This is a genomic window from Cupriavidus necator, from assembly GCF_016127575.1.
In the GTDB taxonomy this organism is placed as follows: domain Bacteria; phylum Pseudomonadota; class Gammaproteobacteria; order Burkholderiales; family Burkholderiaceae; genus Cupriavidus; species Cupriavidus necator_D.
The window spans coordinates 916,567-939,168 of record NZ_CP066018.1; the positions used below are offsets into that span (position 1 = coordinate 916,567).

The 22,602-nt window shown below is 68.1% G+C and carries 20 protein-coding genes; 11 read left to right on the plus strand and 9 right to left on the minus strand.

Features of this window, described 5'->3' with window-relative positions; translation table 11 throughout:
- Positions 1–35: 35 nt before the first annotated feature.
- Both pyk and I6H87_RS04205 read right to left on the minus strand, forming a co-directional pair.
- Positions 36–1,472, minus strand: a complete 1,437-nt coding sequence (gene pyk, locus I6H87_RS04200) for a pyruvate kinase (RefSeq protein WP_010812198.1) — start codon at positions 1,470–1,472, stop codon at positions 36–38.
- Positions 1,473–1,526: 54 nt separating this feature from the next.
- Positions 1,527–2,723: a phosphoglycerate kinase gene (locus tag I6H87_RS04205; protein ID WP_011614581.1), complete on the minus strand. Its 1,197-nt coding sequence runs from the start codon at positions 2,721–2,723 to the stop codon at positions 1,527–1,529.
- 382 nt (positions 2,724–3,105) lie between these two features.
- Here I6H87_RS04205 and I6H87_RS04210 point away from each other — a divergent pair, with 382 nt between their 5' ends.
- Positions 3,106–4,212 carry a helix-turn-helix transcriptional regulator gene (locus I6H87_RS04210; RefSeq protein WP_011614580.1) on the plus strand — a complete coding sequence of 369 codons (1,107 nt, stop codon included), beginning with the start codon at positions 3,106–3,108 and terminating at the stop codon, positions 4,210–4,212.
- A 100-nt stretch (positions 4,213–4,312) separates the two neighbouring features.
- The gene (locus I6H87_RS04215) at positions 4,313–5,455 is read left to right on the plus strand and encodes a helix-turn-helix transcriptional regulator (protein WP_011614579.1); all 1,143 of its coding nucleotides are present in this window, start codon (positions 4,313–4,315) and stop codon (positions 5,453–5,455) included.
- A gap of 16 nt (positions 5,456–5,471) precedes the next feature.
- Here I6H87_RS04215 and I6H87_RS04220 read toward each other — a convergent pair whose 3' ends face one another.
- The gene (locus tag I6H87_RS04220; protein WP_011614578.1) at positions 5,472–6,491 is read right to left on the minus strand and encodes a Bug family tripartite tricarboxylate transporter substrate binding protein; all 1,020 of its coding nucleotides are present in this window, start codon (positions 6,489–6,491) and stop codon (positions 5,472–5,474) included.
- A gap of 181 nt (positions 6,492–6,672) precedes the next feature.
- Positions 6,673–9,687, minus strand: coding sequence for a DEAD/DEAH box helicase (locus I6H87_RS04225; protein ID WP_041687152.1), 3,015 nt, complete (start codon positions 9,685–9,687; stop codon positions 6,673–6,675).
- 172 nt (positions 9,688–9,859) lie between these two features.
- On the opposite strand from I6H87_RS04225, the gene I6H87_RS04230 reads away from it, so the two are divergent.
- The 6 genes from I6H87_RS04230 (at position 9,860) to I6H87_RS04255 (ending at position 14,457) form a co-directional block, all read left to right on the plus strand.
- Positions 9,860–10,780: a branched-chain amino acid transaminase gene (locus tag I6H87_RS04230; RefSeq protein WP_010812204.1), complete on the plus strand. Its 921-nt coding sequence runs from the start codon at positions 9,860–9,862 to the stop codon at positions 10,778–10,780.
- Positions 10,781–10,877: 97 nt separating this feature from the next.
- The gene (locus I6H87_RS04235; RefSeq protein ID WP_010812205.1) at positions 10,878–11,072 is read left to right on the plus strand and encodes a zinc-finger domain-containing protein; all 195 of its coding nucleotides are present in this window, start codon (positions 10,878–10,880) and stop codon (positions 11,070–11,072) included.
- 118 nt (positions 11,073–11,190) lie between these two features.
- Positions 11,191–12,213 (plus strand): lipopolysaccharide heptosyltransferase II, encoded by a 1,023-nt coding sequence (gene waaF / locus I6H87_RS04240; protein WP_010812206.1) that lies wholly within the window; start codon positions 11,191–11,193, stop codon positions 12,211–12,213.
- Between the two features lie 31 nt (positions 12,214–12,244).
- Positions 12,245–12,685 (plus strand): YybH family protein, encoded by a 441-nt coding sequence (locus I6H87_RS04245; RefSeq protein ID WP_010812207.1) that lies wholly within the window; start codon positions 12,245–12,247, stop codon positions 12,683–12,685.
- Between the two features lie 46 nt (positions 12,686–12,731).
- Positions 12,732–13,826 carry a YheT family hydrolase gene (locus I6H87_RS04250; RefSeq protein ID WP_011614576.1) on the plus strand — a complete coding sequence of 365 codons (1,095 nt, stop codon included), beginning with the start codon at positions 12,732–12,734 and terminating at the stop codon, positions 13,824–13,826.
- A 40-nt stretch (positions 13,827–13,866) separates the two neighbouring features.
- Positions 13,867–14,457 (plus strand): DUF2946 family protein, encoded by a 591-nt coding sequence (locus I6H87_RS04255; protein WP_010812209.1) that lies wholly within the window; start codon positions 13,867–13,869, stop codon positions 14,455–14,457.
- A gap of 9 nt (positions 14,458–14,466) precedes the next feature.
- On the opposite strand, the gene I6H87_RS04260 is transcribed toward I6H87_RS04255, so the two are convergent.
- On the minus strand, positions 14,467–16,305 hold the full coding sequence (locus I6H87_RS04260; protein ID WP_136227736.1) for a beta-barrel assembly-enhancing protease: 1,839 nt from the start codon (positions 16,303–16,305) through the stop codon (positions 14,467–14,469).
- Positions 16,306–16,402: 97 nt separating this feature from the next.
- Between I6H87_RS04260 and moaC the strand changes: the two genes are divergently transcribed.
- The 3 genes from moaC to I6H87_RS04275 all read left to right on the plus strand — a co-directional run bounded on the left by moaC (position 16,403) and on the right by I6H87_RS04275 (position 18,076).
- Positions 16,403–16,882, plus strand: coding sequence for a cyclic pyranopterin monophosphate synthase MoaC (moaC, locus tag I6H87_RS04265; RefSeq protein WP_011614574.1), 480 nt, complete (start codon positions 16,403–16,405; stop codon positions 16,880–16,882).
- 229 nt (positions 16,883–17,111) lie between these two features.
- Positions 17,112–17,546, plus strand: a complete 435-nt coding sequence (locus I6H87_RS04270) for a hypothetical protein (protein ID WP_011614573.1) — start codon at positions 17,112–17,114, stop codon at positions 17,544–17,546.
- 14 nt (positions 17,547–17,560) lie between these two features.
- The gene (locus tag I6H87_RS04275) at positions 17,561–18,076 is read left to right on the plus strand and encodes a glycine zipper family protein (protein WP_011614572.1); all 516 of its coding nucleotides are present in this window, start codon (positions 17,561–17,563) and stop codon (positions 18,074–18,076) included.
- Position 18,077: 1 nt separating this feature from the next.
- Here I6H87_RS04275 and I6H87_RS04280 read toward each other — a convergent pair whose 3' ends face one another.
- From I6H87_RS04280 to sucD, 4 genes are all read right to left on the minus strand, one after another.
- The gene (locus I6H87_RS04280) at positions 18,078–19,877 is read right to left on the minus strand and encodes a PglL family O-oligosaccharyltransferase (protein ID WP_011614571.1); all 1,800 of its coding nucleotides are present in this window, start codon (positions 19,875–19,877) and stop codon (positions 18,078–18,080) included.
- Positions 19,878–19,969: 92 nt separating this feature from the next.
- Positions 19,970–20,464 (minus strand): pilin, encoded by a 495-nt coding sequence (locus I6H87_RS04285; RefSeq protein WP_011614570.1) that lies wholly within the window; start codon positions 20,462–20,464, stop codon positions 19,970–19,972.
- 317 nt (positions 20,465–20,781) lie between these two features.
- Positions 20,782–21,477, minus strand: a complete 696-nt coding sequence (locus I6H87_RS04290; RefSeq protein ID WP_011614569.1) for a TerC family protein — start codon at positions 21,475–21,477, stop codon at positions 20,782–20,784.
- Positions 21,478–21,712: 235 nt separating this feature from the next.
- Entirely contained in the window at positions 21,713–22,594 is an 882-nt protein-coding gene (gene sucD / locus I6H87_RS04295; protein WP_011614568.1) for a succinate--CoA ligase subunit alpha, read from the minus strand.
- Between the last annotated feature and the right edge of the window lie 8 nt (positions 22,595–22,602).

The following is a 22,602-nucleotide window of genomic DNA, read 5'->3' on the forward strand; positions in this document are numbered from 1 at the left end:
AAAAATTGGGTGTCTCTGTATTTTTCTGTCGGCGCTCAATACCCCACCCTGACAATCTTCAGGGTGTTGGTACCGCCCGGCTGCCCCATCGGTTCGCCGATGGTCAGCACGATGAAATCGCCACGCTGCACCACGCCCTGCGCCAGCAGCAGCTCTTCGGCCTGCTCGAGCGCGGTGTCGCGGTCGGCGCTGGACTGCAGCGGCAGCGGCACCACGTTGCGGTACAGCTGCATCTTGCGCTGCGAGGCCAGGTTGGGCGTCATCGCATAGATCGGCACATGGATTCGGTGACGGCTCATCCACAATGCGGTGGCGCCGGAATCGGTCAGCGCGGCAATCGCCTTCACCTGCAAATGATAGGCCGTGAACAGCGCACCCATCGCCACCGACTGGTCGATGCGCGAGAAGGTCTGGTTCAGGAAATCGGTGTCGAGCTGCACCACCTCGGACTTCTCGGCTTCGATGCAGACCGCGGCCATGGCCTCGACCGTCTCCACGGGGTAGCGGCCGGCGGCGGTTTCAGCCGACAGCATCACCGCGTCGGTGCCGTCCAGCACGGCGTTGGCCACGTCCGAGACCTCGGCGCGCGTGGGCACCGGGTTGACGATCATGCTCTCCATCATCTGGGTGGCGGTGATGGTCAGCTTGTTGGCCTCGCGCGCCAGCTTGATCATGCGCTTCTGCAGCGCCGGCACGGCGGCATTGCCGACTTCCACGGCCAGGTCGCCGCGCGCCACCATGATGCCGTCGGACGCCTGCAGGATCTCTTCCAGCACGCCCGGGCGGATCGCCTCGGCACGTTCGATCTTGGCGATCATGCGGGCCTTGTGGCCGTGCGGCTGGCCGGCCACGGCGGTCAGCTGGCGCGCCATTTCCATGTCGGTGGCATTCTTGGGGAAGCTGACGGCGACGTAGTCCGCGCCCAGGGCCATGGCGGTCTTGATGTCGTCCATGTCCTTGGCGGTCAGCGCCGGCGCCGACAGCCCGCCGCCCTGGCGGTTGATGCCCTTGTTGTTGGACAGCTCGCCGCCCACGCGCACGGTGGTGAAGATCTCGCTGCCGAACACACGGTCCACCACCAGCACGATCAGGCCGTCGTTGAGCAGCAGCAGGTCGCCCGGGCCGACGTCGCGCGGCAGGTCCTGGTAGTCCAGGCCGGCGCGCTGCTCGTTGCCGAGCTGGCAGCTCGAATCCAGGATGAACGGATCGCCCACCTTGAGCGTGATCTTGCCGTGCTCGAACTTGCCGACGCGGATCTTGGGGCCCTGCAGGTCGGCCATGATGGCGACCTCGCGCCCGCATGCCTGCGCGGCTTCGCGCACCAGGCGGGCGCGGTCGAGATGGTCCTGGGCGGTGCCGTGCGAAAAATTCAGCCGCACCACGTCGACCCCCGCCGCGATCATGCGGGTCAGGATTTCCAGCGAGCTGGAGGCGGGGCCGATGGTGGCGACGATCTTGGTGGAACGAGTCATGCGCGGAATTCCTGGTTCAGGGCCCCGGCAATACCGCCGGGCCCGGCGGATGCGTCAGCCTGCGGCGCGCTGCTCCAGCACTTCGAATGCGGGCAGCTTCTTGCCTTCCAGGAATTCCAGGAACGCGCCGCCGCCGGTGGAGATATAGCCCACGCGGTCGGCAATGCCGTACTTGGCGATCGCGGCCAGCGTGTCGCCGCCGCCGGCGATCGAGAACGCCTTCGATTCAGCGATGGCCTGGGCCAGCACCTTGGTGCCGTTGCCGAACTGGTCGAATTCGAACACGCCCACCGGGCCGTTCCAGACGATGGTGCCGGCGGCCTTGAGCTGCTCGGCCAGCATCGCGGCGGTCCTGGGGCCGATGTCCAGGATCATGTCGTCGTCGGCCACGTCCTTGACGTCCTTGACGGTGGCCGCGGCAGTGGCGCTGAATTCCTTGGCGCACACCACGTCGACCGGGATCGGCACCGAGGCGCCCCGCCTGGCCATGATGTCGATGATGGTTTTGGCGTCGCCGACCAGGTCGGCTTCGGCCAGTGACTTGCCGATCTTCAGGCCGGCGGCCAGCATGAAGGTATTGGCGATGCCGCCGCCGACGATCAGGTTGTCGACCTTGTCGGCCAGCGACTTCAGGATGGTCAGCTTGGTCGAGACCTTGGACCCGGCCACGATCGCCACCAGCGGGCGCGCCGGCTGGCCCAGCGCCTTGCCCAGCGCGTCGATCTCGGCGGCCAGCAGCGGGCCGGCGCAGGCGATCGGGGCGTACTTGGCGATGCCATGCGTGGTGGCTTCGGCACGGTGGGCGGTGCCGAAGGCATCGTTCACGTAGACGTCACACAGCTTGGCCATCTTCCGGGCCAGTTCGTCGCTGTTCTTCTTTTCGCCCTTGTTCACGCGGCAGTTTTCCAGCAGCACCACCTGGCCCGGCGCCACCTCGACGCCGTCGACCCAGTTCTGCACCAGCTTGACCGGCTTGCCCAGCAGCTCGGACAGGCGCGTGGCGATCGGCGCCAGCGAGTCCTCGGGCTTGAACTCGCCCTCGGTCGGGCGGCCCAGGTGGGAGGTGACCATCACCGCGGCGCCGCCAGCCAGGCATGCCTCGATGGCCGGCACCGAGGCGCGGATGCGGGTGTCCTCGGTGATGTTGCCGGCGTCATCCTGCGGCACGTTCAGGTCGGCGCGGATAAACACCCGCTTGCCGGAGATTTTGCCTTGGGAAATCAGGTCGGAAAGACGCAGGACAGAGGTCATGGCGATGGATGGCGCGAGATTTCGCTGGAATTCGGGGAAACGGGCATTTTACCTGATCGTGGTCAACGCTTTGCCGATTCCGGACCGTTACGCACTTAGCATGCGGCCCTTGCAGCACATTCAGGACAACCCCACAGGGTGCTAGTGACATACCTCCCCACGAAAGAAGGGTCAGCTCCATGCCCCTCTTGACCCCCGAGTGCGGTAATGTATGCAACGTCTGCTATAACAGACACGCAAAAAGCGCCAGAGCCGGTCTTGAAACGGCCATGACAACAGGCGGCCAAAATAACAAGCAGCCAAAAAGAATGCAGCCGGTGTGCGATCAGACGCAGCGCCGGCGCCGCGCATTTCCTTGTCGCGAATGCAGGGGGTGAGTCAGATGAAAGAAGCCGACATGCACGGAGCGATCCGTGGCTTGTACGAGGGCATTCTCGATCCCGGTGCCTGGCAGCAGAGCCTGCACACCCTGACGGAACTGGCGGACACGGCACATGCCTCGATGATGGTCTGGGACACCGTCCGCGACCAGGTCACCGTCAATGAGATCGTCAATCCGGTGGTGGAACTGTTTTCCGAGTACGAATCGGACTACCAGGCCATCGATCCGGCCAAGCAGTACGCGCCGCGCCTTCGGCCGGGCGACTGGTATATCGACGCGCGCGAACTGGGCGAAGGCACCATGGCCCGCCATCCGTTCTACCGCGACTTCTTCCACCGCTACGACCTGCGCTCCTACGTGGCCTGCCTGGTCGAGCGCCAGCCCCACTACGAAGTCTATTTCTCGATGCAGCGCGCGCGCACGCAGCCGCTGTTCTCGCCCGACGACACCCGCGGCATGGACTGGATCATCCCGCATATGCGCAGCGCCATGGCCATGCGCGACCGCACGCTGGGGCTGACGGTGCTGGCGCGGCTGTCGACGCAGCTGGTGGAGCGGCTCAATTTTGCCCTGCTGGTGTTCTCGCCGCAGCGCCAGGTGCTGCTGAGCAACCGCGCCGGCGAGCGCTGGGCGCGGCGCCTGGACCCGGCCGGCAAGGTGTCGGACTGGAACCTGTCGCGCCCGTTCGCCGACATGGTGCAGGCCGCCTGCGACCCGCAGCGCGCGGTCGCCGCGCAGGCCGCCCGCGCCACCGACGGCAACGGTGCCTGCGCGCAGGTGATCGTGCTGCCGCTGCCGCCCTCGCACGCGTTTGCCGCGCAATGGCAGGAACCGGCGGCACTGGTGATCGTGCATGAGCAGGACAGCGCGCCGCTGTTGCTGGCGCCGGTGCTGCGCGACCTGTACGGGCTGACCCCGGCGGAGACCCGGCTGACCACCCAGCTGGCCACCGGCCAGGGCCTGCCCGAAGCCAGCCAGCAGCTGAATATCCGCCACGAAACCGCGCGCACCCAGCTCAAGGCCATATTCCACAAGACCGGCTGCAACAGCCAGGCCCAGCTGACGCATCTGCTCTCGCGCCTGGGCGCGGCGCTGGACGAGGCCTGAACACCACGCGCCCGGCAGCGGGCCGGCGCCGCGCCCGCGGCCCGCCCGTTGCCCCGCGAAGAAAGTGCTAAAAATAAAAGAAGTAAAAAGAAGGGAAGCCATGAGCGACACACAGATGCACGACACCATTCGCGCGCTGTACGAGGGGATCTTCGATGCCGATGCCTGGCAGCGCAGCCTGGGCGCGCTGTGCCAGGCGAGCGGCAGCACGCATGCCCATCTGCTGGTGCTCGACACCGTCAACGAGCGCGTGCTGGTGAACCAGGAGGTCAACCCCATGCCGGAGGCGGTGGCCGCCTACAGCGAACACTACGTAGCCATCGACCCGGCCCTGCCGTTCGCCAGGCGCATGTCGGTGGGCAACTGGTATATCGATTCACGCGAGCTGGGCGCGCAGGCGATGCGCAAGTCGCCCTTCTACGGCGAGTTCCTGCGGCAATTCGAACAGTCGTCGGTGATGGCCTGCCTGATCGAGCGCCAGCCGCACTACGACGTGTTCCTGTCGCTGCAGCGCCCGCAGGGCCACGACCACTATTCGCCCGAAGACGCGCGCGCGCTCGACTGGGCCATCCCGCACATGCGCCATGCGATGGCGCTGCGCGACCGCACCCACCAGGTGTCGACACTGGCGCATGCGTCGGCGCAACTGATGGAGCGGCTGCCGTTCGGCGTGATCGTGTTCCGCGACGACGGCAAGCCGCTGCTGGCCAACAGCATTGGCGAGACCTGGGTGCGCCGGCTGCTGCCGGCGGTGTCGGTCGAAACCCGCGCCGTGGCGCCGCCCGCCATAGCCGTGCGCGAGGAAGCCGACTGGCAGCTGTCGCGCCCGTTTGCCGAGGCGCTGCGGGCGGCATGCAACCCCGCCAACCCGCAGCCGGCGCAGGCGCTGCGTGCGGTCGACAGCGCCGGCCGCCAGGCCCAGGTCGTGCTGCTGCCGCTGCCGCCGGCACACCATCTGGCGATGGACTGGCAGCGCCCCAGCGTGCTGGTGGCGATCCACGAGCCCGGCACCGCGCCGATGACGCTGCCAGCCGTTTTGCGCGACCTCTACGGCCTCACTCCGGCCGAGACCCGGCTGGCACTGCAGCTGTCATCGGGCATCGGCCTGCCCGAGGCGTGCGAGCTGATCGGCATCCGGCGCGAGACCGGGCGCACGCAACTCAAGGCGATCTTCACCAAGACCGGGACGGGCACGCAGGCGCAACTGGCGCACCTGCTCACGCGGCTGGGGGTACGGACCTGACCGAGGCCGGCGCGCGTCAGTCGATCGACGCGCCCACGGTCTTGACCACCCCCGCCCACTTCTGCCGATCCCCCTTCACCGTAGCCTTGAACTGATCCACGGTCTCGACCCGCGGCGTGTTGCCGGCATCGATCAGCTTCTGGCGGATCGCCGGCGTTTCCAGCGCCACCTTCACCGCATCGTTGACCTTGCGCGCGATCTTCGGATCCAGCCCCTTGGGCCCGAAGAAGCCGAACCAGATGGTGCTGTTGAAGCCGGGCAGGCCGCTCTCGGCAATGGTCGGCACGTCGGGAATCACTTGCACGCGCTGCTTGGTGGTCACGCCCAGCAGGCGCACCTTGCCGGCGCGGTACTGCGGCAGCACGCTCTGCACCTGGTTGAAGATGCAGCAGACCTCGCCCTTCACCACCGCCTGCAGCGCGTCGGGGCCGCCCTTGTAGGGCACGTGGACCATGTCCAGGCCGGCGCGCGCATTGAACTCGGCAAAGGCCAGGTGCGTGCCGGTGCCGTTGCCGGTGGAGGCAAAGTTGTACTTGCCCGGGTTGGCCTTGACCTTCTCGATAAACTCCTTGACCGACTTCACGTCCAGCACCGCCGGGTTGACGGTCAGCACGTTGGAGACCTCGACCAGCGGCGCGATCGGGGTGAAATCGGCCTCGGCGTCGAACGGCAGGTTCTTGTACAGCGCCGGGTTGATGCCGTGCGTGGCGGCGGTGCCCAGCAGCAGCGTGTAGCCATCCGGCCTGGCATGCGCCACCACCTCGGAGGCGACGTTGCCGCCGGCGCCCGGCCGGTAGTCGTAGATGATGGTGGCCTTCAGCGACTTCTGCAGCGATTCCTGCAGCGTGCGGCCGACGATGTCGACGCCGGAGCCGGCAGTAAAGCCCATCAGGATCGTCACCGGCTGCGTCGGCCACTCCCCTTGCGCGCGGGCGGGCGAGCTGACCGTGCTGATGGCAGCGGCGGCGCACAGCGCGGCCAGGCCGGTAGCGGAACGGAAGGACAAGCGCGGAAGCAGGCGGGACGAAGTAGGCATGGGGGGCACCGTCGGTAAGTATCAGCAAGATAAGACCCGGCGCGGCGGGTCGGCACAATGATGACCGGGATCTGAGCCCCGGGCCAGCGCCACACGATAGCAAGGTTCCTGCCAAAACCAAACGACCGTGTTCGCTTGAGGGTATTCGATCGGGGCATATGTACCCCTCCTCGGCATCGCCTCAGCGCCGCAGCAACCCCACCAGCTCGTCCACGTCCGGCAGCGGCGCGCCGGTTCCCGCGGCGCTGTCGTCGTCGGCCTCCAGCAGCCCGTCGGCCAGCGCGCGCTTGTCGCGGTGCAGGTCGACGATGCGCTCTTCGATGGTGCCGGCATTGATCAGCCGGTACACCGTCACCGGGCGCTGCTGGCCGATGCGGTGCGCGCGGCCCATGGCCTGGTCTTCGGCGGCGGGATTCCACCAGGGGTCGGCAATGATCACGTAGTCGGCCGCGGTCAGGTTCAGGCCGAAGCCGCCGGCCTTCAGGCTGATCAGGAAGACATCGCCCTCGCCCGCCTGGAAGGCGGCCACGCGGCGGGTGCGCTCGGCCGCGGGGGTGGCGCCGTCCAGGTACTGCAGCGCCAGCCCGGCGCGCTCCAGCCCCTGGCGCAGCAGCTGCAGGAAGTCGACAAACTGGCTGAACACCAGGGTCTTGTGGCCGCTCGCGGCAAGCTCGCTGGCCAGCTCGACAAAGGCGCGCACCTTGGCGCCTTCGGACAGCTGGCCGCTGAGTTCCGGCGTGACCAGGCGCGGGTCGCACGCGGCGCGCCGCAGCCGCATCAGCTGCGCCAGCACGTGGATGCGCGCCTGGGCCTGGTGCTGGGCCTGCGCCAGGGCGCGCGCACGGGCCCCGGCAGGCGCGCCTTTGGTGGCCTTGCGTGCCGCTTCCACGCGCGCCAGCGCGGCCTCGGCCTCGGTCTGGGCCTGGCGGCGCAGGGCCTCGTAGTGCGCGGCTTCGACCGGCTCGGGCTCGACCCGGATCACCAGCTCCGTGCGCGGCGGCAGTTCGTCCAGCACCTGCGTCTTGGTCCGGCGCAGCACGAACGGCGCGATCATGCGGCGCAGCCGCTGGCGCGCCTCGCGCATGCCGCCGCGCTCGATCGGGTTGGCAAAGTGTTCGTTGAAGCGGGCCAGCGAGCCCAGCAAGCCCGGATTGCAGAACCGCATCACCGACCACAGCTCGGCCAGCCGGTTCTCCACGGGCGTGCCGGTCAGCGCCATGCGGAAGCCCGACGGCAGCGCGAACATGGCCTGCGCCCGCCGCGTGACCGCGTTCTTGAAGGCCTGCGCCTCGTCCGCGACCACGGTATGCCATTCGCGCGCGCAGAACGCCTTGCTGGCCTGCTGCAGCAGCGTGTACGAGATGATCACCAGGTCATGCGGCCCGGCCTGCGCCAGCAGAGTCTCACGATCGCCCTCGGCATAAACATGGACGTTGAGCGTGGGCGCAAAGCGCCGCGCCTCGGCCGCCCAGTTGCCGCACACCGAAGTCGGCGCGATCACCAGCGCGGCGCCGCCGCCGGCGCGCGCCACCAGCACCGCCAGCGCCTGCAGGGTCTTGCCCAGGCCCATGTCGTCGGCCAGGCAGGCGCCCAGGCCCGAGGCCGCCAGCGTCATGGCCCAGCGGTAGCCAGCCTCCTGGTAGGGCCGCAGCTCAGCCGCCAGCGTGGCAGGCAGCGCGATGTCAGCCTCGCGCGCGGCGCGCAGCCGGGCGATGCGCTGGCGGAAATGCGCATCGGGATCGACGCCGGCGCCGGCCAGCACGTCATCCAGCCACGGCGTGGCCATCTGCGGGACGCGAATACCGTCGGGCACATGCTCACCGACGCCGGCGAGGTCGCGCAGCCGGCCGCGCAGCGTGCGCGTCAGCGCCACGTAGACGCCCTGCCCCATCGGCACGAAGCGCCCGGCGTGGCTGCCGGTCCAGTCGATCAGCTTGCCCAGTTCCAGCACCAGCCCCTCGGCCACGCGCAGCTCGCCGGCCAGCCGGTACCACGCGCCGCGGCTCTCGATCTGCACGCCCAGCTGCCGCAGGTCGGCCGGCAGCACGCGAATCTCCTTGCCGCGCGGCCATTCCACGGCCTGCACGGCGGGCAGTCCGGGCAGCGCCTCGACCACGGCGAGCGCGTCCTCCGGATCGTCCAGCATCCAGGTGTATTCGCCGCCCGGCGGCGCCAGCGCCACCAGCTGCGGCAATGCCGCGAAGACCTCGGCCACGCTGGCCAGCTCGGCATCCAGGTCGCGTTGCGTGGCCAGGGTCTCGCCGCGCACCGCCGCCATCAGGCGCTCGCGTCCGGCGCCGGGCGCGAGCCGCGGCCCGAGCGGCCCCAGCGGCGTCACCACCAGCCGCAGCGAAATGCCGCGCCCCGCCAGCCCGCCCAACGGTGCCACCTCGGCGCGCAGGCGCGCGTCAGCCTCCACCGCGCGCGATCCGCCCGTCTGGTCGGCCTGGACCTGGAACTGGCCGGCCAGCGCGCGCAAGGTCTGGTCGAGCTGGGCGTGGCCGTCCTCCGGGATCGCCAGGCCATCGCCGATCAGCCGGGCAGCCTCGAACTGCGCCGGCGTAAAGCGGATCAGCCGCAGCCGGTGCGGGCCGTCGCGCACCACCGTGAGCTGGCGCAGGGCCTCGGCCTCCTGGCGCGCGGCGGCCGGCAGCAAGGCTTCCATCGCCGGCGCCTCGCGCACCGGCGGGAACATGCGCAGCACGTAGCGGCCGGCGCTGCGCACCGCTTCCAGCGCGGGCGCGTCCTCCACCACCTCCAGCGTCTGCGACGGCGCATGCGCCAGCACCACGCCCGGGTGCCCCACCAGCGCCATCGCCGCGGCGGCGCGGTCGAGCACGTAGCGCCGGTTGTGCGACTGGTCGCGGCGGATGGCGCGGGCCACGCGGGCGTCCCACGGCGCCAGCCGGTCGTCCTCGGCCACGCGCGCCAGCGGCACCGGCCTGGGCTTGCCCCAGCCGCGCGCGCCGCGCACCTGCTCGAGCGGCTCGATCGTGCCGGGCGCGCCGTCGGCATCCAGCGTCAGCGCCCACAGCAGGCGCCTGCCGCCTTCGCCCCCGGCGGCAGGCTCGCTGCCGGCGAGCGCGCGCAGCGCCTCCAGCGCCTGCTGCCAGCCGGCCTGCGGCGCGGACGCGCCGCCGGGGTCGGAAGCCCTGTCAGGCGGGACATCGGGTCCGGGATGTGGGGTCAAAGGCACGGCGAGTGTGGGAATCAAGGCCGCCAGCGCGGCGGCACGGTGCGCGGAACAGGGCAAGAATGCCCGAAAAAGAGGATTCTAGACCGCAGCGGCGCCCGCACCGCGTTGTGACCCATGCCCCCCGGGCTTACAATATCGTTTTTGCTATTTCCACGGCGCAGGGAGAACAGACATGTCGATGGCGGATCGCGACGGCAAGATTTGGATGGACGGCAAGCTGATCGAATGGCGCGACGCCAAGATCCACGTGCTGACGCATACGCTGCACTATGGCATGGGCGTGTTCGAGGGCGTACGCGCCTACAAGACCCCCGAAGGCACAGCCATCTTCCGCCTGAAGGAGCACACCCGCCGCCTGTTCAATTCGGCCAAGATCTTCCAGATGGTCATGCCCTTCGACGAGGCCACGCTGGAAGCGGCGCAGCGAGAAGTGGTGCGCGCCAACAAGCTGGAATCCTGCTACATCCGCCCGATCGTGTGGGTCGGCGACGAGAAACTGGGCGTCTCGGCCAAGGGCAACACCATCCACGTGGCAATCGCGGCCTGGCCGTGGGGCGCCTACCTGGGCGAGGAAGGCATGGAGCGCGGCATCCGCGTGAAGACCTCGTCGTTCACGCGCCACCACGTCAACGTGTCGCTGGTGCGCGCCAAGGCGAGCGGCTACTACATCAACTCGATCCTGGCCAACCAGGAAGCCACCGGCCTGGGCTACGACGAAGCGCTGCTGCTCGACACCGAGGGCTATGTCAGCGAAGGCTCGGGCGAGAACGTCTTCATCGTGCGCAACGGCGTGATCTACACCCCGGACCTGGCCTCGTGCCTGGACGGCATCACCCGCGACGCCACCCTGACCATCGCGCGCGACCTGGGCATCGAGGTGCGTGAAAAGCGCATCACCCGCGACGAGATGTACTGCGCCGACGAAGCCTTCTTCACCGGCACCGCCGCCGAAGTCACGCCGATCCGCGAACTGGACGACCGCGTCATCGGCGAAGGCCGCCGCGGCCCGGTGACCAAGCAGATCCAGGACGCGTTCTTTGCCGCCGTGGGCGGCACCAACGAAAAGTACAAGAAGTGGCTGACGCTGGTCTGAGCACCGGCTGCCAGCCCCTGTTGCGCGCGCCCGGCACTGCCGGGCGAGGCACACCCTCTGTTTTCATCGAACAATAAGCATCACTCCCTGCAACACCATGACGCAAACCGCCACCATCATCGAAATCGGCGCTGAAGACATTCCGCTGCATTGCCCGACCGCCAACACCCCGGCATGGAACTACCATCCGCGCGTGTTCCTCGACGTGGCAGACACCGGCGAAGCCAAGTGCCCGTACTGCGGCACCGTCTACAAGCTCAAGCCGGGCACCGTGCTGAAGGGCCACCACTGACCCGAGCCGCCCGCATTCGCACGATCCTGACGCTCCGGGCCGCTTGCAGGCGCCCCGGAGCGTCGGCATTGCCGGCGTCCGCGCCGACGCTCCCGTGCCGGCTCCAAGCGCCCCGCCCATGAAGAAAGCCCTCGTCATCGCCCCCAACTGGATCGGCGACGCCCTGATGGCGCAGCCGCTCTTTGCGCTGCTCAAGGCGCGCCATCCGCGCCTGGTCATCGACGCACTCGCGCCCAAGTGGGTCGCGCCCGTGCTCGCGCGCATGCCGGAGATCGGCCGCGTGTTCCCGTCCGACCTCGCGCACGGCAAGCTGCAGCTGTCGGCACGGCTGATGTTCGCGCAGCAGCTCAAGAACGAAGGCTATGACCTCGCCTACGTGCTGCCGAACTCGCTCAAGTCGGCACTGGTCCCCTGGCTGGCCGGCATCCCGCTGCGCATCGGCTACCGCGGCGAAGCCCGCTTCGGCCTGCTCAACGTGCGCCACGCCAACCCGCCGCGCGACAAGCGCCCGCCGATGGTGGAGCACTACGCCCGCCTGGCGCTCAAGCCCGGCGCGCGCCTGCCCGAAGACCTGCCCGAGCCGCGCCTGCGCGTCGACCCGACGCGCATGGCGGCCACCGCCGAGCGCTTTGGCATCGCCCCGCACACGCGCGTGATCGCGTTCTGCCCGGGTGCCGAGTTCGGCCCGGCCAAGCGCTGGCCGGCCGGGCATTTCGCCAGGCTCGCGCAGATGCTGCGGCGTTCCTACCCGTATGCGCAGATGATCACGCTGGGCTCGGCCAAGGACGCCGAGATCGCCGCCGAGATCGTCAGCGAGGCCCCGTTCGTGCGCAACCTGTGCGGCCAGACCTCGCTGGATGACGCCGTGGACCTGCTGGCGCTCTCCGAAGCCGCGGTCTGCAACGACTCCGGCCTGATGCACGTCACCGCGGCGCTGAACCGGCCCCAGGTGGCGGTGTTCGGCTCGAGCGACCCGCGCCACACGCCGCCGTTGTCACAGGCAGCGAGTATCATGTGGCTGCAACTGGAGTGCAGTCCCTGCTTCAAGCGCGAGTGCCCGCTGGGCCACCTGCGCTGCCTGAAAGAGATCGAACCTGAAATGGTGTTCGTCGAGCTGCGCAAGCTGCTGCACCGGCCCTGACCTCACTGCCCTCGCCACTTCTACTGCCACCATGCCTCGCTTTGCCCGCCTGTTCGATTCCGCCGAAGACATCGTCGAAGCCTTTCGCGAAGCGCTGAAGCTGCGCGACGCAGACGGCGCGCTGCGCCTGTGGCTGGACGAAGACTCGATCACCTGCGTGCTGCCCGACGGCCAGCGCCTGATCGGCCACGAACAGCTGCGCCAGGCCTTCCTGCAACTGCTGGAAGAACAGCCGGTGCTGGTCGATGCAATCGAGACCAGCAGCCATGCGTCGATGGCCGTGTCGATCTTCGACGTGACCGAGGCGCTGCGCTTCGGCGGCGACCGCGTCGAGGCCGACCTGTACGTGCACACCACCTATGTACTGATGCAGAACCACGAAGGCTGGCGCCTGGCGCATATCCACTGCAGCCCGGCCAACGCGGTGCAGGTTGCCGCCGTGGCCGCCGCGCCGGGGCAGGCGCTGCACTGAACCCGCATGGCCGCCGCGCCGCGGCCTGCTGCAACACCACGCCGGCATGACGCAGCTTCCGCACCACCGCCTTCCCCAGGCCGTCCACGCCGCCCAGGCTGATCCCGCCACGGCGCCCGGCCATGGCTACGGCGAAGGCGTGCCGATGCCCTGGTGGCTGCGCGGCGGCCATGCCCAGACCATCATCCCCGCGCGCTTCACGCGCCGCCCGCCGCGCGTGAGCTTCCGCCGCGAGCGCTGGGATACCCCCGACCAGGACTTCATCGACCTCGACTGGACCACCCACCCGGTGCGCCCGGACACGCCGCTGGTGGTGATGTTCCACGGCCTGGAGGGCGATTCCGGCAGCCACTACGCGCAGGCGCTGATGCATGCGCTGTCCCTGCGCGGCTGGCAGGGCGTGGTCCCGCATTTCCGCGGCTGCTCGGGCGAGCTCAACCTGGCACCGCGCTTCTACCATTCGGGCGATTCGGCCGAGATCCGCTGGGTGCTGGAACGCATGCGCCAGCGCCACTGCGCCAACGGGCGCAAGCTGCTGGTGGTGGGGATCTCGCTGGGCGGCAACGCATTGCTGCGCTTCCTGGGCGAGGACGGCACCAGCGCCGGCCACGTGCATGCGGCCGCGGCGATCTCCGCGCCGCTGGATCTGGCTGCCGGCGGCGCGGCGCTGTCGGCCGGCTTCAACCTGGTCTATACGCGCATGTTCCTGCAGACGCTCAAGCGCAAGTCGCTGGCCAAGCTGGGGCAGTTCCCGGGGCTGTTCGACCGCGACACGATGCTGGCCAGCCGCGACCTGTACGCCTTCGACAACGTCGTCACCGCGCCGCTGCACGGCTTTGTCGATACCGACGACTACTGGCGCCGCGCCGCCAGCAAACCCGTGCTGCGCGACATCACCGTGCCCACGCTGGTGCTCAATGCGCGCAACGATCCCTTCCTGCCGGCCCGGCACCTGCCCGGCCCGGCCGACGCCAGCCCCCAGGTATGGCTGGAACAGCCCGAGCACGGCGGCCATGTCGGCTTCATGACCCCGCCCGAGGGCTGGCGCCGGCACCTGCCCCTGCTGCCCGACGGGCGCTTCAGCGGCGACATCGAATGGTTGCCGGCACGGATCCTGAGATTTTTTGACGGCATGATGTGAGGCGGGCGCAGTCCCCCCACGGCCCGCCGAGGAGACGGACATGGACGAGATCGTCAGGCAAGCCATGGCACGCTGGCCCAACGTGCCCAACGCCTACGGCTGGCTGGCACTGGACCGCCGCGGCCAGTGGCGCCTGCGCAATGAGTACGCCCAGCAGCACGGGCTGTCGGGCGACCCCATCCGCCATGAAGCGCTGATCGGCTTTATCGAACGCAACTACCTGTGCGACGAGCGCGGCGCCTGGTACTTCCAGAACGGCCCGCAGCGGGTGTTCGTTTCGCTGGGCTATGCGCCGTGGGTGGTGCGGCTGCATGAAGGCGCGCTGCGCACGACCACGCAGCAGGCCTTCACGCTGCAGGCCTGCTACGCCGACGAGCACGGCAACGTGGTGCTGGCCGGCACGGTCGAGGGCATGGCGCAAGGCAGCCCGCCGGCACAGCAGGCCGCCCTGCTGCACGACCACGACCTGGAACTGTTCAGCGGCGCCAGCACCTGGCATGGCGAAGCCTGCGGCACTGACCTGGGCGTATTCCACCACGATGGCCGCGACATCCCGATCGAGCCGGTTGCCGAGAGCGAGGTGCCCAGGCGCTTTGGCTTCGTGCGCCAGCCGGCGCCGCCGGCTGGCTGAACGCCTGCCTCAGTTAGGCATGCCCTTGCTGTCCTGCTTGTCCTCGCGGTACTGGCGCTCCAGCTGGTGCAGGCGCGCATCGACCTCGGACAGCGTGTAGAAGTCGCCGTCGCCGGCCTTGCGCGCGATCTGCAACTGCTCGATCGCGGCCTGGTAGGCGCCGTCCATCGCATACTTCTCGGCCAGCGCCTGGTGCTGCTGCAAGCGCTTGCCCTGGCCCGCGTAGGCGCGCGCCAGCAGCTCCCACCATTCGCTGCGGCTGGTCTCCTGGCGCGTGCGTTCGCGCAGGAAGCGCACGGCCTCTTCATAGCGGCCTGAGCCGACCAGGGTATCGGCATAGGCAATCGCCACCGCATGCGACAGCGCGAACGCCTTCATCGACGCGCTGGCCTGGGACAGCGCCTCGGGCACGCGGCCCTGCGCGCGCGCCAGTTCCACCGCCATCACGTCCAGCATGGGGCTGCCCGAGGAGGCACCGGGAATATTGCCGTAGAGACGTCGCGCCTCGGCCAGCTCCTGTTCGGCGGCCGGGTAGCGGCCCAGCCGCTGCTCGGTGAAGGCAAGGCCGTAGTGCAGCGCCGGAGCGCGCAGTGCCGTTGCTCCCGGCAGTTGCGTGCGCAGCGCCGCGCGCAGGTTCTGCAGGTCGCTGGGCGACGATTCCTGGATCACGCGGGCCCGCATCCGCGCAAACTCGTATTCAGGCGTGTTGGCGACCTTGCGCTTGCTGGCATGGCTGACGCGGTCCTGCATGTCGGCAATCCGCTCGGAGGTCAGCGGGTGAGTCCGCACATAAGACGGGACCGAATTTTCCGCGGTCCCCGATGCGCGCTGCAGCCGCATGAAGAAATCGGGCATGCCCTGCGGGTCAAACCCCGCCGCGGTCAGGATCTGGAAGCCGACCCGGTCGGCCTCGCGCTCGGCCCCGCGCGAGAACGACAGCTGGTTGGCGATGGCCGCGCCCTGCCCGCCCATGGCCAGCGCCGCCGCGGCGTCCGGGCTGCGCGTGGCGGCCAGGCCCGCCAGCACCATCGAGGCCAGCGCGATCCACATCGACTGGTCCTGCGAGGTGATGCCACGCGCGATATGCCGCTGCATCACGTGGCCGATTTCATGGCCCAGCACCGAGGCCAGTTCCGATTCCGTATCGGACTGCACCAGCAGCCCGGTATGCACGCCGATATAGCCGCCCGGCAGCGCAAACGCGTTGATGCTGCGGTCACGCACCGCGAACAGGTCAAAGCCGGTGGCAAAGGTGCCCGCACCGGTCGAGCCGGAGATATTCTGGCGCCGCGCCGCCTGCACCAGCCGGTAGCCCAGCGCGTTCAGGTAATCGGACAGCAGCGGATCCGGCACGTACAGCGGGTCGCGCCGGATATCGCGCATGATGCGGTCGCCCAGGCGCTTTTCCATGTCGGGCGACAGCGACGCCGTGGACGGGTCGCCCAGGTCCGGCAGCTGCACGCCGCCGGCCTCCACCACCGCGTTGTTGGTGCGCAGGCCGAACTCGGACTTCTGGCCCGCCTTCACGCTGCGGTTCAGGTTGTCATAGACCTGGTCGCTGGCCTCGCCCGAGATGGCGGGCACCGGCTGCGGGGGCCTGGCCGCGGGCGCAGCCGCCACCGGCGTGGCTGGCGCCGGGGCCGTGCGCGGCGTACCCTGGGGCCAGGCCGGCGCCGCGAACGTCAGCGCCAGCAGCGCCGCCAGCGGCCGCCGCCATGGCGTCCATGCGCCGCCAGCGCGGCAATGGCCGGCGCCTGCGCGATGTGACGCGGAGCCGGCGGGAACAGCGTCCGCCACGGCGCCGGGGCCGCGTGCGGCAGACCTGCGAAGCGATGGGTGTTTTGGCATGTTGCTATGATAGCGGCCTCCCGTGGCCGTTCCCATCGGATGCTTCCCAGGGACGCCGGCGGCCACCAGCACGCAGTTCGCACTGAAGCTCTCGATCATGACCCAGCTCACCCATTTCGATACCGCCGGACAAGCCCACATGGTCGACGTCGGCGACAAGGCCAGCACTCACCGCGTCGCCGTGGCCACCGGCACCATCACCATGCAGCCAGCCACCTTCACGCTGGTGCGCGACGGCAGCGCCAAGAAAGGCGACGTGATCGGCATCGCCCGCGTGGCGGCGATCATGGCCACCAAGCGCACCGCCGACCTGATCCCGCTATGCCACCCGATCGGCCTGACCAAGGTGGCGGTCGAGTTCGCATTGGACGAGGCCACCGCCACTGTCGCCTGCACCGTGCGCACCGAAACCCGCGGCCAGACCGGCGTGGAGATGGAAGCACTGACCGGCGTGCAGGTGGCGCTGCTGACGATCTACGACATGTGCAAGGCGGTGGACCGCGGCATGGTGATCGGCAATGTGAAGTTGCTGGAAAAGCATGGGGGCAAGTCGGGGGATTGGGTGGCGGCCGGCTGACCTCCGCACGTGACGCCTGCAACACGCGCCGCGATGGGCAGTGTCATAATGTCTTACGCTAGGGTCGTTCCCCGGTAATAGAGGTAACGCCGCATTTCCAGCCGGGCCGCCGTGGCGCCGGCGCGGGACAATTTGGTATTCAATATGATTGCAGGCCCGCCGCTGGTTGCGGCCTGCTGACCCTGTCCGTGGCGTGCCATGCGGTGCGCGCGGGGATGAGGTGGATACCATGAACGGGCGCATGCTCTGCCAGATCGCCCTGGCACTCGCGGCCACGGCCGCAAGCGGCGCCGCCCTCGCCGGGCGGGCCGATCTCCACGATGCCGCTTTGCACGATAGCGACGCACGCGGCGGCTTCATCAAGACGCGCACAAGCGTCGGCGTGGGCCTCTATTTCGGGCCCGGCGTGTTCTACGGCGGCTACCCGTATGGCTACCCCGCCCCGTACTACTACCCGCCCGCCGTGGTCACCGCACCCGCGGCGCCGCCGCAGTACATCGAACAGGGACCGAACGGCCCCGTGCCGGTCCCCGGCCCGGACGGCGTAGCGCCGCAGCAGGGCTGGTGGTACCACTGCGACCAGCCCGAAGGCTACTACCCCTATGTGCAGGCCTGCCCCGGCGGCTGGCAGCGCATACCGGCACAGCCGCCGGCCAACTCCTGATGCGGGGTGACACCATGCATGCCCTGACCCGCGCCACGCTGGCCGTGGCCACCCTGACCCTCGGCGCCTGCGCCGTGATGCCTGCCGGCCCCAGCGTGATGGTGCTGCCAGGCACCGGCAAGAGCTTCGACCAGTTCCGCGCCGACGACTACAACTGCCGCCAGTTCGCCTTCGGGCGGGTGGGCGGTGTCTCATCCTCGCAGGCCGCCAACAATGCCGCCGTCGGCAGCGCCGTGGTCGGCACCGCGCTGGGCGCAGCGGCGGGCGCGGCGTTCAATGGCGGATCGGGTGCGGCGGTGGGTGCGGGCGTCGGCCTGCTGACTGGCGCGGCGGTCGGCGCGGGCAATGCCCAGTACGCCGGCTACGGCACGCAACAGCAATACGATGCCGCCTACGTTCAGTGCATGTACGCCAGCGGCAACCGCGTGCCGGCCCCCGGACGCGTCGCCGCTGCGCCGCCGTCACCACGGTACTACTACTATCCGCCGCCTCCGCCACCGGTCTATTACAGCCCGTATCCGTACTACTAGGTCAGTCCCGGCGCCATTCGGAATACCGACGCGAACGGTCGCCGACCCATGCGCAGAATACCTGCGGGCGTTCGTCTGGCGTCAGGTCGCGGCAGGCCTTCGCAATCTCGGCGTATTGCGCGACTTCATCGCCAAGGTAGTACCAGCGCAGCCGTTCCATCCACTGGCGGCCTTGCGCAGGATCGCCGGTCAGCGCCAGCAGCCATGCGGTGCGCGCGATCATGGTCGGCGTAGGCAGCAGGTGGACGGCGGCGATGTGGGCGGGCAACAACTCTGCCGCATTGGCCGGCGTAATGGTGGCCAGGCCGGCAGCGTCGGCCTGCGCGTGCTGGCGGAACCAGAAGCGCGGCATCGGCAAGGCGTTGCGGCCTTCGCTGCTGGCGTATTCGCGGGCTTCGGCGCGGCGGTAGTCTTGCCACATGGTGGCCAGCACGGCCACAGCCACCACGACAAACGCGAGCGCCAGCCCACGTGCCACTGGCATCGGCACGCGCCAACGCCCGAAACCCGACGGCTCCAGCCAACCGAGCATGAAGCAGAACGGCAGGAAGAAATAGAGATAATGCAGCGGGTATTCGAGCATCGAATGCGCGCACAGCATCGCCAGCCAGGTGAGAACCAGCACGGTCTGCTTGCGCTCTTCGCTATCGCCGTGCCACAAGCGAACGCGAATCACGCGCCATAGCCACGCCAGCAGGATCAGGCCTACGCCGGCGGTACCGACGATGCCCGTCTTTGCCAGCAGGTCGAGGATGGCGTTGTGGGCGTGCAGGGACATCTCCACCTTCACGCCGACTTGCTGCAACTGCTGGAATTGCGCCCAGCCGAACTCGCCCCAGCCGACGCCGAACCACGGGTGGGAGCGGAAAATTGCCAGCGCGTGGGTCCACAGTGCGCCGCGTGCGGACAGCTGGTCTTCGGCTTCGAGTTGGGCGATGGTGTCGAACAGGCGCCAGTCGAAGGCTTGCCCTGCGGCGCGGATTGCGGGCTGCAGGATCAGTAGCATCGCCAACATTGCAACTGCAGCGACGATCAGCCCGACCGGACGTTGCATAGGATCCGAGTCACGTCGAGCGCCTCGCGCCAGCCACGCCGCGGCTAGCGCGTAGAAGGCAGCCAGGCCAACATGCAGCACGCCGGTGCGCGAACCGGACAGCACGATGCCGCTTTCCAGCAAGGTTACAGCGGCCAGCCACATCGGAAATCGCAGGCGGCCCCGCGATGCCAGCCACACTGACGCCACCAGCGCCAGGCCTTCGACGGTGGCCTGGTGGTTGGGTTGGTTCAGGTTGCCCCACAGGCGGCGGTTGTTGTCGTAGAAATAGGTGGAGACGAGGCCGAAGGCACGCGGTTCGAGATGGAACAGTTGCACCCATTGTGTGAGCGTGCCCAGCAGGCCGGCGATGAGGAAGGCCGTGGCGAGGGTGTCGCCGATATTCTGCACTGAGGCTGCGGTCGTGCCTCGGTAAGACCATGCGGTGCATGCCACCGTGGCGCCGAGGAACAGCGTGAGCACGGTGATGAGGCGGCTACCGGTCACGTCATGGTGCCCGGTAGCGCCCAATGCAAGACCGACGGCGACCAAGCAGAGAAACAGCAGTGATACCCACGGCAGCGACACGGCAGGCGATGCAGCGGGGCGGCGACCCGCATGGATCGCGAGGACGGCGATCACACAGAGTGCAGCTGTCCATTCGCCATAGAACGTCGCCAGCGGCAGCGTGTGCCGGGAGACTAGCAGCGGGACGGCGATTGCTGCGATGAGGGCGGCCGACGGTAGGAAGGGCCTGGAAGGCTGCATCGAGGCGCCTGTTTAGGGAAAAGGCGCATCATAGCTTGGGGGCCGGGCAAAGAAAAAGCGCCCAGAGGCGCTTTTTCTCAGGCATTCCGTACTTAGATGCCCGTCTGCGCACGCGTGCAAGTTGCGCCCGTAGTTACACCGGTCCAAACAATCGAGTTCGCATTGGCGGTACCGGTCAGAGTCACCACACATCCGTTTGCCAAGCCCAGGTTGTTTGCCGCTGCAGTCAGCTCAATGGTCGTTGTAGTAGCGGTGGGGGCCGTCGGCGCGCCAGCGCCAAACAGCAAGGTGACACCGGCCGGTGCGGGTACTGCCGGGTAACCGGTCGCAGCGGTGAGCTGAGCAAGAGTTCCGCATGCGGTCAGGTTCCCACCCGAGACCTGCGCACATTGGGCGATCGCCTGCTTCAACGGTGCAATTTCCGTCAGCGGGCTCGACCACCGGCTACGCGTCACATAATCCTGATACTGCGGAATCGCAATTGCCGCCAAAATACCAATGATCGCAACCACGATCATCAGTTCGATCAGCGTAAAGCCCTTCTGGACACGACGGCCCAGCTTCTTCAGTTGTTGTACCCGTTGCATGATTTGACCCCTCGAAGAGATTTTAGTTGAGCGTTGCACGTCTTCGGTTTCGTGACGCGGGGACTATTGAGCAGTAACCGTGCCAGCGGCATCCCCCATCGGTTGGGGGTGAAAAGCGACAAATTTCGTCACCCATCAGGGGGATGCATGCCGTATGCGCCAAAATTTGTCACTTGCGCTCGCTACCGCCGCGCGAAGCGACAAAATGTGCGATCACTCACATGAGTTAGTTGGCCAAGGCACCGACGGCCGCCTTGCGGCGCGCCAACGAAAAAGGGCGGCCAGCTGGCCGCCCTTCTCGCCTGGGCGAAATCTCGTCAGGCGGCCTGTGCCGACCGGCGGCTCAGCAGCTTGCCCATGATCACCACCAGGATCGCGCCGGCGGCGCCGAATACCAGGTGGGCGTGCGGCACGTGGACTTCGAACCAGGCGGCGTCGACCGGGTCGCTGACCAGCATCTCACCGGCCAGGTAGCCCAACAGCGCGGCACCCAGCACGATGATGACCGGGAAGCGCTCCATGACCTTGAGCAGCAGCGTGCTGCCGAACACGATCAGCGGGATCGACAGGCCCAGGCCGATGATCAGCAGCATCAGCTGGCTGCCCTCGGGGCCCTTCTGCGCGGCGGCGGCCACGGCCACCACGTTGTCGAGCGACATCACCAGGTCCGCGATCAGGATGGTGCGGATGGCGGCCCAGATATTGTCCTTGCCGTCGTGGCCTTCCTCATCGTCATCGCCGGTCAGCAGTTGCACGCCGATGTAGACCAGCAGCATGGCACCGACGATCTTCAGGTACGGCAGGCTCAGCAGCTTGACCGCGGCCACGGTCAGCACCACGCGCATGATGATGGCGGCGGCACTGCCCCAGAAGATGGCTTTCTTCTGCTGGGCGGGCGGCAGGTTGCGCGAGGCGAGCGCGATCACCACCGCGTTGTCGCCGGACAGGACGATATTGGTCAGGATGATCGATCCCAACGCAATCCAGAATGTGGTGGAAGACAGCAGTTCCACGGGAGGGCTCCTCGAATTTTATAGGTTGCACACCCGTCATCTGACGGGATTTCGGATGTCTCGAAACACGGACATGACTGTTTACCGCACGAACCTTTCGATTAGATTTCAATCCTGTAATGTTTCGTGCCGGAAGCCACGCCGAATCCGTCCTCCAGAATGACAATGCCCCCGCGCGGGCGGGGGCATTGCCTGGTTCGCCATTCCAGCGCTCGCTGGAATGGCGAGGTACGACTTACAGCATTGCCTTCAGCAGGCGGCCCATCTCCGACGGGTTCTTGGTCACCTTGATACCGCAGGCTTCCATGATTTCCAGCTTGGCCTGGGCGGTATCGGCACCGCCCGAGATCAGCGCGCCGGCGTGGCCCATGCGCTTGCCCGGAGGCGCGGTCACGCCAGCGATGAAGCCAACCACCGGCTTCTTCATGTTTTCCTTGATCCAGTAAGCCGCGTTGGCTTCGTCCGGACCACCGATCTCACCGATCATGACCACGGCGTCCGTTTCCGGATCGTCGTTGAACATCTTCATCACGTCGATGTGCTTCAGGCCGTTGATGGGGTCGCCACCGATGCCGACAGCCGACGACTGGCCCAGGCCCAGCGCGGTCAGCTGGCCCACGGCTTCGTACGTCAGCGTGCCCGAGCGCGACACCACGCCGATGCGGCCCTTCTTGTGGATATGGCCCGGCATGATGCCGATCTTGATTTCGTCCGGCGTGATCAGGCCCGGGCAGTTCGGTCCCAGCAGCAGGGTCTTCTTCTTCTCGCGGCGCATGCGGTCCTTGACTTCCATCATGTCGCGCACGGGGATGCCTTCGGTAATGCAGACCACCAGGTCCAGGTCGGCGTCAACGGCTTCCCAGATCGCGGCAGCGGCGCCTGCAGGCGGCACGTAGATGACCGACACGGTGGCGCCGGTCTGAGCCTTGGCGTCCTTGACGCTGGCGTAGATGGGAATGCCTTCGAAGTCTTCACCGGCCTTCTTCGGGTTCACGCCCGCGACGAAGCAGTTCTTGCCGTTGGCGTAGTCGCGGCAGCCACGGGTGTGGAACTGGCCGGTCTTGCCGGTGATGCCCTGGGTGATGACCTTGGTGTCTTTGTTGATCAGAATCGACATGCTGTAAT